We start from the raw sequence: 14,952 nt of genomic DNA on the forward strand, positions 1-14,952 counted from the left end.
GAGGTGATCCGGGTGCCAATCTGCCAACAACGACGCTGGCTCGCCGTCCGCGCCGCCGCCTTCGTCATGGCCATCGCCGCCGCCACCGGCGCGGTGGTCACCCGCGATCTCGACGGCCAGGCACTCGTGCTGATCTCCCCGCAGTCCGGCAGCGCCGACTACGTCAAGCGAATCGACGCCGTCGCCGAGGAGTTGCTGGGCAATGACACCGCGATGCGCGCCGTGCTCGGCCAGAACACCCGCAACCTCACCGCGGACCCGGTTCGCCGGTCGCTGGCTACGATGCGGCAACTGCTCGGCGCGACCAGCTCCGAACTGACCAGGATGCGCGAGGAGAAGCGCGTCCCCGAGCCGTTCGGCGCCAGTCACGGCAAGCTCGCCACCGTCGTGGGCACGCTCAGCCAGCACTACGAGGCGATGCAACGCGCCATCGCCGCCACCAACGCCGCCGACCAGCAACAGGCCCTGCTGGCCGCCCGCACCCTGGACACCCGCTACGCCGAGCTGCTCATGGACTACCTCCGCGACTACCAGCAACGCCTCCACGCCGCCGGGTTCCGCCTGGACAAGGCACCGCGGTGAGTACTGCCTCCGAGCCCGCGCACACCCTCCGCCACAACCCCGAATGCTCCGGGTGCCACGACTACGCCGTGCTGCTGGCCCGCGAGATCGGTGCCCGCCGCGCCTTCTACCAGGCCGGCGTCTCCCACGCTGACGCGCTGGCCGCCTTCCGCCGCGGCGTCATCGGCTACCTCAAGGGCCGTCACCCACTGCGCACCGAACGCCTCAAGAAGGACGGGTTTCCGTTGGGGCCCAACACCACCGAGTCAACACTGCTCGCGGCGATGGCGCAGTGGGACCAGATGCGCGACGGCGAACTCCGGCACAGCGCGGAGAACGCGGTCCGGGACGAACTGCACGCCCTGCGTGCCCGCAACGCCGAACTGGAGGGCGCGCTGGCCAAACACACCGAGCACCGCAACGCCGACCAGGCCGTCTACCTGGAGCGCCTGCACCACTACGAGGAACAGGCGCAGAGGTTGACCAGCCAGCTCAGTGAATGTGCCAACGATCGCCGCGAGCTGTCCCGCGGCGCGGTCCGCCTGGCTGACCACATCGCCGCGGGCGGCGGCACGTTGCCCACGCTGTTCCGGCGCCCGGACTGGTACCGCCGCTGGGCCGAAACCGGCCCGGCCAAGCCGATCAAGAGGCCGACGACCACCCCGCCGGACAAGCCGAAACCAACGTCCGCACCGGGGCCGACCCTTGGCAAGGCATCAGTCGCACCTATCAGAAACGTTGGGGTGAAACGATTCTCCAGGATCTTTGGACTGGCACGCTGTGGACGTTGGGGCAGATCGGCCAGGACGGGACGGCCGCCGAGCGCAGGACGCTGATTGACCAGCTCGCCGACCAGCGACTCCTCGTCCGGCACGACCGCGGGCAGGCCGACGTCCTGATTCCCCAGGACAAGCTGGCCGAGTTCGCCGCCACGGTCAGCGCCCGGCTCGGCGTCCGCCGGCCGTCGGTGGCGAAGAAAGTCCTGGACTGCATGACCACCTTGGATGCCACGACGCAGCGCTCGATCCTCCGCGCTCTGGCCGGTGTGGCCAGGGACAACCACCTGCGGGTCCTCGCCGGCAAACCTGGTCAGGCCCCGCTGATCAGTGTGCGGCCGCTCAGCGGCCCCAAGCTTCCGCCCCGCTGGTTGCTGCCCTGGTTGGTCAACCAGCCCGAGCTGATGCGGAACCTGCTCGAACGCGCCCGAGCCAAGGACGCGACCACCGGCTTGATCGTCGCGGTGCACCGGCAGGACGACGGCGCCGACGATTCGGTGTGGGGACCACTTGTCCAAGCCGCCGGGTACGACCCCGCCGAGGTCAAACGGCTCTGGCTGTCGTCGAGTAGCTGACCCGCCGCGTTACCTGCCTGGTGAACCCAATGGCTCGAACCACGAGGTGAGGCAACGATGCAGGCCGTTCACACCCTCGGTGTGCTCATCGTCAACGGGCTGCTCGCCGCCCTGCTGATGGCGCTCAACCACCTCACCGTGGTGGTGCTGGCCGCCTGCTGCGTGCTGCTGGCCAGACTGGATATTCTGGCCGCGCGCCGGGCGGCAGCCAAGGTCACGGCGAGGCGGACGTGAGCAGCCCGCGCCGCCGCACCGAGCTGCTACTGCGCCTGCTCGGCCGGATGATGCGATCCACCCAGCGCCAACCTGATCGAGTCCGGCCCACCGTCAACGTCATGGCCACGTGGTGCAAGCACATCGTGCTCGGCGCGGCGGTGTGGACGGTCTCCGCGGTCACCCGCTCGCCTGCCGTGCTGCACGTCGCGCTGTACCTGCTGATCACCGGCATCGCCGCCTCCTGCCTGCTGGTCAACGCCGCGGCAGAGGTCAGGCACGAAACCCGTTGCTGGGTAGCCGTGCTGTGCGCCGGAACCACGGCGGTCAAGCTGACCTTGGCCGTGATCGCCGGATCCGGCGCACAGGGCGTGAGCGAGGCGTTCGGCGCGGAGTTCTCCAGCACCGCGCGCAATCTGCTCGGCGGGCACCTGCCGTCGTTGTTCGTCTACGCGGTCATCGCGGTGCCGTTCGGCTGGAGCCTGTGGCTGGTGCAGAAGTGGCGCCTGTACGGGCGCACCCACCGGTACGAGTCGCTCGTCCGGCACGCCCGACGACAAGACCACTTCCAACCCTGACGAACGGAAACCCCTGTGACACAAGCACTCCACGGCGACGGCGCATTGGCCGAGTTCGCCGACATGCGCCTGCACTCCGCGGACGTCGTCCCGGACCCGGGCAACGCGCAGGCAGTGCACAGCCTCGACTACCGGCTCAGCGTTCGCGACCACGGCGACCCCGACTGGCGCCCGCTGGTCAAGTCCGTGCGGTTCCTGCGCATCGTGCGCATGCCGGTCCTCAACCCGATGCTGCGCAAACGCGCCAACGAGTACGACGACCAGCGTGACCTGGTAAGAGCCCTGTGGGCACAAGGAATCCACTACGTGTGCGTGCTCGGCGACACCGGCGCCGAGGGCCTCGGCGTGCTCAACCTCATGGGCGTCCAGGGCCTCGGGAACACCCTCGCCGAAGCCCGTGACCAGGCCGACCGGCACTACGCCATGCTCACCGCCCAACTCACCGGCACCTATCCGCAGATCCGATTCCGCCCCCTGGCGCCACCAGAGGCGGAATGGTTGCTGCACAAGCAACAGCAGTGGTCGCACGTCCTGCCCATCCGCGGCATCCCCATGCCGCGCCGCGATGTGGGCGAGGATCTGCGGATGCCGCTGGCCGGCACCCACGAGTCCGGTGGCGAGTTCGAGGAGGGCATCGAGGAACTGATCCGCGGCCTGCTCGGCGGCCCCGGCTACCTCCTGGTCCTCATGGCCAGCCCCGTTTCCCTCGACCAGGTCACCTCCCGCCTCTCCGCCGCCGCCGAACAGCTCTCCACGGTGGCCTCCCAGGTGCACGGACAGCGCAGCATCTCCGCGGGGGTCGGGTTGCCGATGATGTTCTCCACCGCCACCGGGGACGCCTACGGCAACGCGCACAGCTTCGGCGTCAACTCCGGCAGCACTGACAGCCTCTCCGCCACCCAGGGCACCACCGCCTCCACCACCCAGGGCGTGTCCGAGGCAGTGACCAACACCCGCGGCACCACCCACACCGAGGGCACCGGGCTCACCGACACCCGCGGCACCAGCGAGGGCCTCACTCACAACAAAGGGCTCTCCGGCGGCCAGTCCGACACCCAGGGCGTGTCCACCCAGCAGTCCCAGGGCAGCACCCGCGGCGTCTCCACCGGCACCAGCGACCAGCTCTCCCACAGCCAGAGCAACACCATCGGCCAGTCCCAACAACACAGCGCGGGCAACACCGGAAGCCTGACCGGCACCCGCAGCGACTCCATCGCCATGGGCACCAACGACTCCTACGGCGAATCCACCGGCCACACCACCGGCACCGCCGAATCCCGCGGGAAAACCTGGGGTGAAGGAACCAGCCAACAGGTCAGTTCGGGAATGAGCGCCTCGCACGGCGAGAGTTCGTCCCGAGGACTGGGTGGTTCCTTGATCGTCAGCGTGGACACCAACTCCGGCACGAGCGACCAGATTGGCTACACCGCCGCGCAGAGCCATGGAACCTCGACCAACGTCGGTGGCAGTCAGGGAGTGACCGCGTCGGAATCACAGAACCGCGGCACCAGCACATCCCACGGAACCAACACCTCCTACACCGGCGGAAACTCCCTGGCCGCCAGCCAAGGCTGGAGCACCGGCGTCTCCGAGGGAACCAGCCAGCAGATCGGCAACACCATCGGCCGCGCCCAAGGCACCACCACCGGCCACAGCCTGTCCACCTCCGACACCACCTCGACCGGGCAGAACGCCACCACCGGCACCAACCGAGGCTGGACCGAAGGCCTCGGCCAGAACACCGGCAGCCAGCAGTCCACCGCGGCCTCCCGCACCCACAGCGTGGCCAACCAAGAAGCCACCTCCCACCAGAACGGCCGCAACCACAGCATCGCCAACGGCACCACCGACAGCCTGGGCCGCAGCCTCGGCGACACCTACGGCCGCTCCGACGCCCTCTCCAACTCCGCCGCCCGCAACTCCCAGGTCGCCGGAAGCCTCTCCTTCGTACCCACCCTCGGCATGGGCGCCTCCCGCCAAACCCTCGACGCCATGGCCGATCAGGTCAGCAAGATCTACACCGCCCAACTCCACCGCCTCGCCCTCGGCCTGGAAGAAGGAATGTGGCTCTCCCAGGGCTACATGCTCGTCCCCGACGCGGCCACCGCAGCCGCCGCGGCCGGTCTGCTCACCTCCAGCTTCTGGGGAACAGGCAAGAAAAGCCCCGTCCCCCAACCCTTCTGCGTCTCCACCACGCTCACCCCGGACCAAACAGGCCACCTCATCGAACACGCCCGCGCCTTCTCCCCCTGCGCCCACGCCGACAGCCGCCCCCAAGTCATCGAACCCCACTACTACGGCACCGCCCTGCTCTCCAACGAAGTCGCCGTGCTCACCACCCCACCCCGCATCGACGTGCCCGGCATCGTGGCCGCCTCCGCCACCCGCCTGCCCACCCTGGTCTACCCCCAAGCCCGCAACGGCCCCATCCACCTCGGCCACGTCGTGGACACCCAACGCGCCGTGGTCTCCCGCGAAAAGTTCTCCCTGCTCGTCGACGACGTGCACAACGACCTGCTCCACCCGCTGATCACCGGCTCCACCGGCCGCGGCAAAACCGAAACCGGCCTACGCCTGGCCCACGAATGGCTCCACACCACCCAAAGCATCCGCGACATCGACCACACCACCGGCCTACCCACCCACCACCAAGTCCACCGTGGTGTCCTCGCCCTGGACCGCAAAAGCGACTGGCGCCGCCTCGCCCACAGCCTCCCGCCCGAACAGGCCGGCCGATTCCGCTTCTACGACCTCAGCAGCGAACCCCCACCCGGCCACCGCCCAACCGTCACCGGCGCCGGCCCCTACCTGCGCTACAACCTGCTCCGCATCCCACCCGGCGTGCGCCCCAACGTCTACCGCGACGCCATCTGCGACACCATGGCCAAAGTCGGCTCGCTGGGCCCTCGCGGCCGCGGCATCCTCTGGCAAGCCCTGCACACCCTCTGGTCCGCACCTCGCCCAGACCCCGACCACGGCGACACCGCCACCGTCTACGAACGCCCCGCCCTGTCCCGCTTCGTCGGCATGGCCGACCTCGCCGAATGGGTCGACAACCATTTGGAAGCCATCTCCCGCCGATCCACCACCAGCAAAGAACTGGTCACCGGCTACAACGTCATCCAGAACCGGCTGCAGTTCTTCCACCGCGACGTCTACGGCTCCGGCATCTACCTACCCGACCCGCCCGGCTCCGCCACCAGCGCCACCATCGAGGTCAGCGACCTGATGGGCCGCGGCGACTGCGTCGTCCTGGAAGCCGCCCACCTCGACGCCCAATCCGGCGCCCTGGTGCTGGCCGCGGTGTTCACCGCCGCCTTCGCCTACGCCCGCGACAACATCGGCACACTCTCCGAAACCATGGTGGTGCTGGAGGAAGCCAACGATTACCTGCCGGATGCCCGCGACCAGCAGGACGTCTCCGGCGTCCCCCAGACCGTCTTCGACCAGACCCTGTCCATGGGCCGGTCGTTGCGGCTGGCGCTGATGCTGGTGGTGCAGAGCCCGGAGAAGCTGTCCCAGCAGGCCATCAACTGCGCCGGCCTGGTCGCCGTGCACTCCGCCGACAGCTACGAATCCAAACAACGGATGATGGCCAAACTGGGCAAGGACGGCCGCTACGACCACCGCGACCTGTCCCAGTTTCTGTCTGAGATCCCTACCGGCTGGGCGATCATCAAACCCCGCCCGACCCGGGACTGGATCGACGGCGCACCCGTGCTCATCGCGATCGACCCGGTGGACTTTCCGAGACCCAGCGATGCTGAACTTGGCCTGAGTTACTGAAATTCTGGTATAGGTGTCGTCCAGAGTTGTGGCCAGTGATCGATTTCCAGCATCGGAATCCAAGGAATGCATAATAGTCCTACATCGGGATAAATCCGAGACATGCGGCAGAATATGTTCTTGGTGCATTATCAGTCGAGCACTTGTCTCCATAACGCTGATGAAGGCTACTGCTACGGCTAGACGACTGGCACGCTAATCTCCCACGGAGATGGAAGTGCGGGCCACGCGTCGCGTGGCCCGCACTTCCATCTCACCACTACTGGCACAGTGCAACTTGATTGCGGCTGACAAGTGCCCTCTGTTGCTGCAAGGTCAAATTGCACAAGGTTCTAATGGGCTATCATTAAGGAGTCTGGCAGCCTCCGGGGAAGTGGCGTCACTGATATTCGACCACAATGTCTCCGGCGTGAGATCGGATGATAATCGGGCTCTGTCCGATCGTCATTTCGATCCTGACTAGAGTGTTCCCTTCGTTGGAGAGCATCTCGCCTAGGCGAAGCTCGTCTCCTTCTTGTGCAGAGAGGGCCGAGTCAAGCTCGCTGAAGTGGAATGACTCCGGAGGATAGAAGTAGTCCGGCATCAAGGTATCGCCACGCAACTCAAGCACCAGAGACCAGTCGGCCCATGAGGAACCCACCAGGGAAGACCCGTCTGCAAAGGTCACCTGCAGGCCGACTAGGCTGCCATCGAGGTACTTGATCTCCCGCACACGGTCAACCTTGCGACCAATGAGAGTCTGTGGTTGAATAAATTCAGGTCTACTCATCACAAGGTTCCAATTCGACAGTCATGTCGACACCCGTTGGCGTCGCTCGCAAACTCAGCACCCACAAGCAATTTTGTATGCCTTGTTCCACCAGTTGTTTCCGGATGTTCCCAGCGGGAACATGGTAACAAACGAACCGTCGCCCTTGGTAATCAGAAGGTCGTCGCCCTTGCGGTAGAACCAGTAGTCATCCGAACCGCCCTGACCCGGGTTGTAGGCGCCCGTCCTGGCCTCGTCGTGCGAATTGCGAACTTCGTGAACGCGATCCTTGAACCACTTTCGTGCACCCGGGTCACCCGGGTTTAGGTTGTAGTCCTTGGAGTGCTTTCCCCATTTGCTGCCAAACTGTGCGTCATCCATACTGAAGTCCGGGCCACATTTCGCATTTTGTGCTCGAACTTCCTTGGGCATCTGCCGGGGCCCATCGGCCGCCAGTGCCGGAGCGCTCTTTGGAACGCCGCTCCGTTTTACGCATGGAAGCAGCTTGTGGTAAATTTGGATCGCCTTCTGGCCGAGTTCAATGGACTTCTTCGCCGCCATTGACTCTTCGACAAACTTCCAGACGATCGACCCCAGCTTCAGGAGCCCCTTGCCGACGTCAAAGCCCAGCTCAACCCACTTCAGCGGAGTGAGCGAGAGGACCACGTCGAAGGCAGCCCACAGGCAGCTCTCGATATTCGGGTCCTTGAAACAGCCAACGATGTTGTCGGCTCCCAGGGCCTTGATTAGGATTTCGAGCCCGTTCTCCTTGAGAAACTGGAGCATGTCCTTGGTCAGGAGAGCGCGGGCCTTCTCGTAGTCCTCGACGGACGCCCCGACCGCCTGTAGGGCAAGCTTCTCCGCTGGGGTCAGCTCAGCACCAGCAGCACCGGAGTCGAACGCTGCCTTCTGGCGTGCCTCCTTCTCCTGCCGTTCGGCCTCCTCCACACGGCGCACAGCCTCCTCGGCTGCCTTCGCATGCTCCTTCGCGTTCGTAGCTGCTGCTTCGGCCGACTTCGCCGCGGTCTCGGCCTCGTTCGCGGCATTCCGGGCCGACTTCGCGCTTTCCTCCGCCCGCGACGCCGCACCGCGGGCGGCAGCCGCCTCCTGCTCCGCCGCAGCCGCCGAACGACCAGCAATCGCCGCGTCATTACGTGCGGCCGCGGCAGCGCCCCGGGCTGCCTTCGCGTCGGCTCGCGCCTGAGCATCAGCCTGATCCGCCCGCGCTGCAGCCGCGCGGGCAGCCCCGCCGTCCACGGCGGCTCGGGCCGCCGCGTCCTGGGCTTCGGCGGCCGAGTGCGCCGCATCGGCCGCGGACTTCGCTGCCCTTGCCGCCGCCTGGAACGCCAGCGCGACCTCGGGGCCGGCGCGGTCGGCGGCCTCCTTGGCCTTGGCCGCGGCGTTCTCGGCTTCGGTGGCGGCGCGTTGTGCGGTCTGCACGTGTTCAGCGCCGACGGTCTTGGCGTGGTTGGCGACCAGGATGGCGAAGTCGGCGTCGATATCCGAACCGGCGAACGGGCTCGCGGTGTTGATCGCGGTGTTGGCCGGATCGGCGATGCCCGCTGCCGAGATGCGCGCGGCCTGGGCCGCACGCACGGCCAAGCCGGCCTGGACGGCAGCGGTGGCGGCCTCGGTGGCCGCGGCGGTGGCCTCTTCCTGGGTGTAGTGCGCGGCCTGGAGGGCTGCCAGCGCCTCATCGGCGGCCTGCTGGGCCAGGTTCACCGCCGTGTCGGCGGCGTCGGCGGCCTTGACCTGCTCGGCGGTCGCGGTCGCCGCGGCGGCATCGGCCACCAGTGCCTGATGGTGGGTGACGGCGGCTTCCTGCTGAGCCGTGGCAGCCGCGGCGGTGGCGCGTGCGGCCGCTCCATTGGCCCGGGTGGCAGCGGCCCGGGAACGGGTCGCGGCGTCGGTGGCCTGGTTGGCCGCCGCGCGAGAGGCGCCTGCGTGGTTCTCGGCCCGGCCCGCTTCGGACTTGGCCAGATCCAAAGCTGCTTGTGCCTCACCGGCTTTCGCCCCGGACTTGGCCGCCGCTGCCATGGTCTCCATGGCCTTGGCCTTGGTCAGCGCGGCGTTCTTGGCTCGCTCAGCCGCCTCGAACTCCCGGCGCGCCGCAGCGGCCTTGCCCTCGTGATCCCAGGCTGCGGCATCAGCCTCCTTGGCCTTGGCGCTGAGGTTCTTGGCGTTGGTGTCGGCGCCGGCCGCCGCGCTGGCCTGCTGGTCGGCGCGAACACGGGCGTCACGGGCACTGCGGCGTTCCTGTTCCGCACGGGTTTTGGCCGCCGCGGCGTTGCGCTGCTCGCGTTCGGCGACCAGGCGGGCGTCCCGGGTGCGCTTGGCCGCGGCCGAGGCCTTCTGCTCGGCGCGTTCGGCGTCGGTCCGGGACTTCTTGGTGCGCTCGGCGGCGTCGGTGGCCACCTTGGCCTGGTCCTTGGCGGCCACGGCCAGCGCGGCCGCGGAGTTCGCGCTCTGTTCGGCGTACTCCCGCCACTTCTTGGCCTGCTCGGCGTGCGCCTCGGCCTTGGCCTGGGCGTCCTTGGCCTCCTGGGTGGCGACGATCGCGGTCACCGCGTGCTGGGCGGTGAGCGCGGCGCGGTGGGCGGCATCGGCGGAGTTGGTCAGCGCGGTGGCGACCTGCGCCCACTGGGTGCCGTGCGGGTGACCGGCCTCCACGAGCCGGGTGGCCTCCAGATTCGCCCGGATCGAACCCGCCTTGGCGTACTCGGAGTTCTTGCGGGCCCACTCGGTCTGGCGCACGACCTCGTTGCGCACCGAGTTGTAGGCATCCGGCGCCAGCGTGCCGTGTTTGCCGGTCTGCAGGATCTTCTCGGCCTCCCGCGCGGCGTTGGAGGCCATGATCATCGCGTTGGCGGCCTCTTCCAGGCCCTTGACCGTCTCGCCGTGTGCGACAACCAGGTTGCGGCGTGCTTCGGCGGCCTTGGCCGCGCGCTTGGCCTCCTCGGTCAGCCTGGCCAGTTCCTTGTTGCGTTCCTCCTGCTCGCGGAGTTTGGCCTCGTGCGCGTCGGAGTCCCGCTGTGCGGCAGCCTGGTAGCCGGTCTTGAAGAACTCCTCGACCGCGGTGTCCGAGCCCGCGTCCAGCGCGGCCTGGGCAGCCTTGGCCACCTCCAGGCCCCCGCCCGCGGCGAGGAGGGCGACCTGGTCGCGGCGGCGCTTGGCCAGTTCCTTGGCGTCCTCGGTGTCCTTGGTGTCCCAGCCGATGGCGATGTCCTTGCCCCAGGCCAGGAAGTTCGCCCTGTCATAAGGGGTTCCGGCCAGCGCGCGATCGACGCCTTCCCGCAGCCAGCGGCCGCCGGTGCCGGCCAGCTTCTGGATCTCGGAGCGGTTGCGGTCGTCCTCGGCCTTCTTGCGCTTGGCCGCCTTGGCTTTGACGCCCTCGATCTCGCGGTCGAGGAAGTTGATGACCGCATTGGGGTCTGGGTTGGCCAGGGCCGCCCGCGCGGCTTCGCGGACCTCGACGTCCTCGTGCATCTCGGCGATGTCGGCGACCAGGTTGCGGTCGGGGTCCTCGCTGAGATCCGGATCGGTCGGCGGCTCCGGCACCGCGGCCTTGCGGGCCGCCGCGATCCGGGCGGCCAGTTCGGTCTGTGCCACCGCGGTCTTGGCCGCCGCCTGGGTGGCGGTACTGGCCTGAGCCAGCCCGGCGCCGCCAGCGAACACTCCACAGAGGACGGTCGCGATGACGGCCGCCCTTATTGTGCGCATCACAAGTAGATCCCCCTGTTGCGAACTACACGGAAAAGATCGAAATCAGGTCAGCGGTTCTGTTTGGCCGTCGCCTCGGCGGCCTGCCCGGCCCAGTAGCGGGACTGCTCGCCTGCCCAGCTCTGGTCATCGGTCCAGCCGCGCTGGTTGGCACGCGCCGGGGACGCAAGGGACTTCCAGGTCGGGCTCTCCAGCTGGGCGGCGGCGTGTGCGGCGATGTTCTGCCAGTGCCGGGCCTGCTCGGCGCTGCGCTCGGCTTCGGCCAGCCAGGCCGCCTCGGTCCGCTTGGCGGCCTCGGCCGCCGCACCCCAGGCCCGCTTGGTGACGGCCTTGGCCTGCTCGCGCATCTCCTCCGACGCCGCGGCCTCGGCGGCCTCGGCCGCACGGGCGGCGGTGACCAGCTCGGCGAGCTGCCGGTGGGTTTGTGCGTCCCGCTCGGCGCCGGTGACGCGGTAGGTGTCGCGGTCCAGGGCCGCCGCGCTGATCCAGTCGAAGCGCAGGAACTCCACGATGTCGGCATCCGTGGATCCGGTGCGCAGCGCCCATTCCGCGGCCGCGCGCACCTGCGCGCCCGGATCCGACAGCGCCCGCTGACGGACGAACTCCCGGTCGGCCGCGGTCATCTGCTCGTCCTTGGCGACCTGGTCTCGGTGGCGCCGCTGGTCGAGTTCCTTCGCCGCCGCGTACCCGGTGCGGGCGAAGTGCTCCCGCTCGACATCGCCGCCGTTGACGGCGGTCTTGGCCGCGGCGTGCACGTTGGGCGAGTACTCGGGCAGGTGGGTCTGCATCACCCGGCGGGCGAAGTCGAGGTTGCGCTGCCCGCCCACCTTGGCCCGCTCGATCGCCGCGGCCTTGCCACTGCTCAGGTACTGCACGATCGCGGTATCGCCGTGTTCGCTGATCCAGGCCGCCAGCGCCGAGGTCCGCACCGCCGAACGCGGGTCGTACCTGGAGTCGCGGCGGACCCGGGCGCTGTCGTTGGCCACCTGGGCCGCACTCCGCCCGAACTCCTCCGCCCAGAACCGCGCGGCCGCCGCACCCGGGCCGGCATCAGCCGGTGTCCCGAACGCGGCTCCCGGAAGCACACCAGCACCCAACACCGCCACCAAAGCGCACGCACAGCGCGCCGAGGCACGTTTCACCTCAAGCCCCCCTAATTCAGGACACACCGGTGCCCTGATCCATGAACTTCGATACAGGGCTGCGTCCCCAGCGCACGCCCCGGCACTCCCCACCGCCGGTACCTAAACACACCCGTAGCACCTCGCACCAACCGGGATTTTGTGACGACCCTCACGTAATGGGGCCAAATGGGTGGTGTCGGTCACGGCGAGTTGACGGAGATCCGATTGCCGTGCGAGCGTCCCTGGGCATCACCGGATGAAGCCTGCTGCCCAGGCATAACTGGGCGTGATTTACCCGGCCGCCTCTGCGGTCGAGGGGGGAATTTAATAATGTCGCAATATCGAGCCGTTAATTCGGCCGTGCGCTTCCGGCTGTCCCGGTCCGCGATGACCGTGGCGGTCCTGATGGGCCTTGTCGGCAGCACCGCCGGAATCGCGGTAGCCGCGCCCACACCAAATGTCGCCAACACCAGTTCCACGCGCGCCTCGGTCACCGACCAGGACAAGATCCGCGCCGCGGTGGCCGTGGGCTACCGCGAGGGTGAGCTGCAGGATCTCCTGCTGCACACCGAGCGCGGCTTCGTGGTCGAGCTGTGGAAGCGGGCTATGGGCAAGGAGGTCCGGGCGGCCATCGAACTGGCTCTCCAGGCCGACACCTCGGCCGAGTACACCCGCCTGGTCCTCACCGGCGTGCACGAGGCGAAAAAGCGCGACGACGACAACATGATCCGCGAAGATGCCCAGGCCGCTGCCGAGCGTGAACTCAAGCGCCGGGCTGCCGCAGCCATACAGGTCATCGCCACATCCGACATGCTCGCCCTCAGCGTCAAGGACTTCACCTTCAAGCTGTGGGATATCGCGAAGGGCGCCGAGGTCAAGAAGACAGCCATGGCCGCCTTCAAGGGTTCGGCTGAGGATCAGCGCAAGTTCCTGGAAAGTGGCGTCAGGCTGGCCTTTGAAATCGATCAGGAGACTGCACGGCGAGAGGCCGAGCACCTGACCGAAGTCGAAAAAGAGAAGCAGCGCATTCGTGACACCAAGAAGAACGCGGCCGCGGCAATCGGCATCGTCAGCCACGCGGAAATGGTGGAACTCACCGACGACAACTTTATTCGAGAAATCCGGCGTAAGGCTGAAGAGAGTAGCTGGATCGCGCTGGAAGCAGGCACGGCGCTGAACAACCCGGACCCGAAGGTCTGGCGTGCCTTCATCGAGACCGGCATCTACGTGGCAAAGCAGAAGGACCGCGACCACGAGCAGGCCACCCTCGACAAGACCAACCGGGACAAGATCCTCGCCATGCAGGCCCGCGCGCAGAACAGCGGGATGAACCCCGAGCTGGCCAAGGCCGCCGAGGTCGCGCTCAGGGGCAGCGTGGAGGACCGCAAGCTGTTCCTCAAGACCGGCTGGCTCGACGTGCTGCGCCAGTCCCTCCAGGTCACCACCCCCGGTCTGCCGGGATCGCTGTTCGCTCGCCACGAGTTCGGTTTTGGCACGATCTCGCCGGTCGACGGCAACAGCCCGGCCCTGGCCAAGGAAGACGCCACCTGGATCGTCCGGCCGGGCCTGGCCGACCGCTTCTGCTACTCCCTGGAGTCGGTGAACGTCCCCGGCCGGTACCTGCGCCACCAGGAGCACCGGGTGAAGATCGACGCCAACGATGAGTCGGACGTCTTCGCCAAGGACGCCACCTGGTGCGCTCGCAAGGGTCGCGCGGGCGACGGGGTCTCGCTGGAGTCGTTCAACATGACGGGCCGGTTCATCCGGCACATCGACGGCGGGATCTGGCTGGCCAACAACAGCGGTCAGCACTCCTTCGACAACCCGCACATGTTCGACCAGGACGTGACCTGGCGGGTCACCGCACCCTGGGCAACTCAGCCGAAGTAGCCCGCTCGGCGGTGTGGGGCAGTCGTGGGCAACACGACTGCCCCACACCGAATTTGCCCCGACACCTGCAGCGGGGTACCTGCCCAGGGCGACCTGATTTGGTCTCGCCTACTGACCGCTGACCGGGACCCAATCCAGCAGGTGTGCCTCGGTGACTGATGGAGCGGTAGCCGCGCCATGCCACAGCAGCGGGGCGTTCTCAGTCAGGGACCGGGCATCTCGGCGAGCATGGCCGCACGAACGCGTGTGAGAAGGGGTCGGCGTAGGCGCACGCGATCTCGTTGGCCGGATTGGGTTGTTCCACCGTTGCGTGAGGTCGGCGGGCAGGGTCAGGCTTCCGTGTCCGGCCAGCTCGTCGATCTCGCTCGGGCCGGCCGGTGAGCTTCCCTCGACCCGGCGACGCCGAGCTTGGCCTGACCTACTGAAGCCCGGGGCCAGGGCCGATCGAGGAATCGCGTTGCCTGGCCCACTGCGTGATTTGACTGTGCAGATCGGCGGCCTCGGTAGGCTCTTGCTCAACAGCGGCAGTGGGTCGGCGGCTGGGCCAGAACTGCACGAGAAAGCGCTCCGCATCCTGGATCGAATCATCGCCGGATGCGACCTTATGTGACCTGGTACGAAATGCGCGAACCTGATAGTAGCCAGGTAAGCCGAGTTCGAGCGGGTCGCTGGACGGGTGGCCCGCGGTCACCCCGAACAATTCTACCGTTGCCGAGGTCAGCAGCACTTCTTCTTCGGCTCGATCCCCCCATACTCCTTGTGGCTCGGAGGGTTCAGCGTCCCATGCCTCCAAACGGATTGTTGAGTGCTGACCACTGGTCAATTTGCTTGTCAGGGCAACCGCGTTGTCGACGCAATGCAACATGCTCGGATCGGAGAAGAAAAATCGCGGGGGCTCGGTGAGCCCCCGCGACCAGATCTCAAAGAAGCCGTGCGAGATTCCTATCGTCGCCTCGACGGACCCCTGCATCTTCGCCATGG

11 protein-coding genes are annotated in these 14,952 nt (G+C 67.6%); 7 read left to right on the top strand and 4 right to left on the bottom strand.

Features of this window, described 5'->3' with window-relative positions; genetic code table 11:
• The first annotated feature begins 12 nt into the window (after positions 1-12).
• Genes MZC64_RS22770 through MZC64_RS22795 form a run of 6 tightly spaced genes read left to right on the top strand, consistent with a single transcriptional unit; the run spans position 13 to position 6,489 of the window.
• Complete coding sequence (locus tag MZC64_RS22770) at positions 13-582, top strand: hypothetical protein (RefSeq protein WP_247758350.1); 570 nt, start codon at positions 13-15, stop codon at positions 580-582.
• Positions 579-1,397, top strand: a complete 819-nt coding sequence (locus MZC64_RS22775) for a hypothetical protein (protein ID WP_247758349.1) — start codon at positions 579-581, stop codon at positions 1,395-1,397. The genes MZC64_RS22770 and MZC64_RS22775 overlap by 4 nt, the downstream gene beginning before the upstream one ends.
• On the top strand, positions 1,349-1,912 hold the full coding sequence (locus tag MZC64_RS22780) for a hypothetical protein (RefSeq protein ID WP_247758348.1): 564 nt from the start codon (positions 1,349-1,351) through the stop codon (positions 1,910-1,912). Before MZC64_RS22775 ends, MZC64_RS22780 begins: the two co-directional genes overlap by 49 nt.
• Before the next feature lie 57 nt (positions 1,913-1,969).
• Complete coding sequence (locus tag MZC64_RS22785) at positions 1,970-2,146, top strand: hypothetical protein (protein ID WP_247758347.1); 177 nt, start codon at positions 1,970-1,972, stop codon at positions 2,144-2,146.
• On the top strand, positions 2,143-2,703 hold the full coding sequence (locus MZC64_RS22790) for a hypothetical protein (RefSeq protein WP_247758346.1): 561 nt from the start codon (positions 2,143-2,145) through the stop codon (positions 2,701-2,703). The genes MZC64_RS22785 and MZC64_RS22790 overlap by 4 nt, the downstream gene beginning before the upstream one ends.
• A 15-nt stretch (positions 2,704-2,718) precedes the next feature.
• The gene (locus MZC64_RS22795; RefSeq protein ID WP_247758345.1) at positions 2,719-6,489 is read left to right on the top strand and encodes a serine-rich protein; all 3,771 of its coding nucleotides are present in this window, start codon (positions 2,719-2,721) and stop codon (positions 6,487-6,489) included.
• A gap of 379 nt (positions 6,490-6,868) precedes the next feature.
• Here MZC64_RS22795 and MZC64_RS22800 read toward each other — a convergent pair whose 3' ends face one another.
• The 3 genes from MZC64_RS22800 to MZC64_RS22810 all read right to left on the bottom strand — a co-directional run bounded on the left by MZC64_RS22800 (position 6,869) and on the right by MZC64_RS22810 (position 12,042).
• Positions 6,869-7,201 carry a hypothetical protein gene (locus tag MZC64_RS22800; RefSeq protein WP_247758344.1) on the bottom strand — a complete coding sequence of 111 codons (333 nt, stop codon included), beginning with the start codon at positions 7,199-7,201 and terminating at the stop codon, positions 6,869-6,871.
• A 111-nt stretch (positions 7,202-7,312) separates the two neighbouring features.
• Positions 7,313-10,960 (bottom strand): hypothetical protein, encoded by a 3,648-nt coding sequence (locus MZC64_RS22805; RefSeq protein WP_247797735.1) that lies wholly within the window; start codon positions 10,958-10,960, stop codon positions 7,313-7,315.
• A gap of 47 nt (positions 10,961-11,007) precedes the next feature.
• The gene (locus MZC64_RS22810) at positions 11,008-12,042 is read right to left on the bottom strand and encodes a hypothetical protein (RefSeq protein WP_247758342.1); all 1,035 of its coding nucleotides are present in this window, start codon (positions 12,040-12,042) and stop codon (positions 11,008-11,010) included.
• 399 nt (positions 12,043-12,441) lie between these two features.
• On the opposite strand from MZC64_RS22810, the gene MZC64_RS48775 reads away from it, so the two are divergent.
• Positions 12,442-13,971, top strand: coding sequence for an AbfB domain-containing protein (locus MZC64_RS48775; RefSeq protein WP_247758341.1), 1,530 nt, complete (start codon positions 12,442-12,444; stop codon positions 13,969-13,971).
• 418 nt (positions 13,972-14,389) lie between these two features.
• Here MZC64_RS48775 and MZC64_RS22820 read toward each other — a convergent pair whose 3' ends face one another.
• Positions 14,390-14,950 carry a hypothetical protein gene (locus MZC64_RS22820; RefSeq protein ID WP_247758340.1) on the bottom strand — a complete coding sequence of 187 codons (561 nt, stop codon included), beginning with the start codon at positions 14,948-14,950 and terminating at the stop codon, positions 14,390-14,392.
• Between the last annotated feature and the right edge of the window lie 2 nt (positions 14,951-14,952).

Origin of the sequence: Crossiella sp. S99.2, assembly GCF_023094165.1 — a bacterium.
Classification (GTDB): Bacteria; Actinomycetota; Actinomycetes; order Mycobacteriales; family Pseudonocardiaceae; genus Crossiella.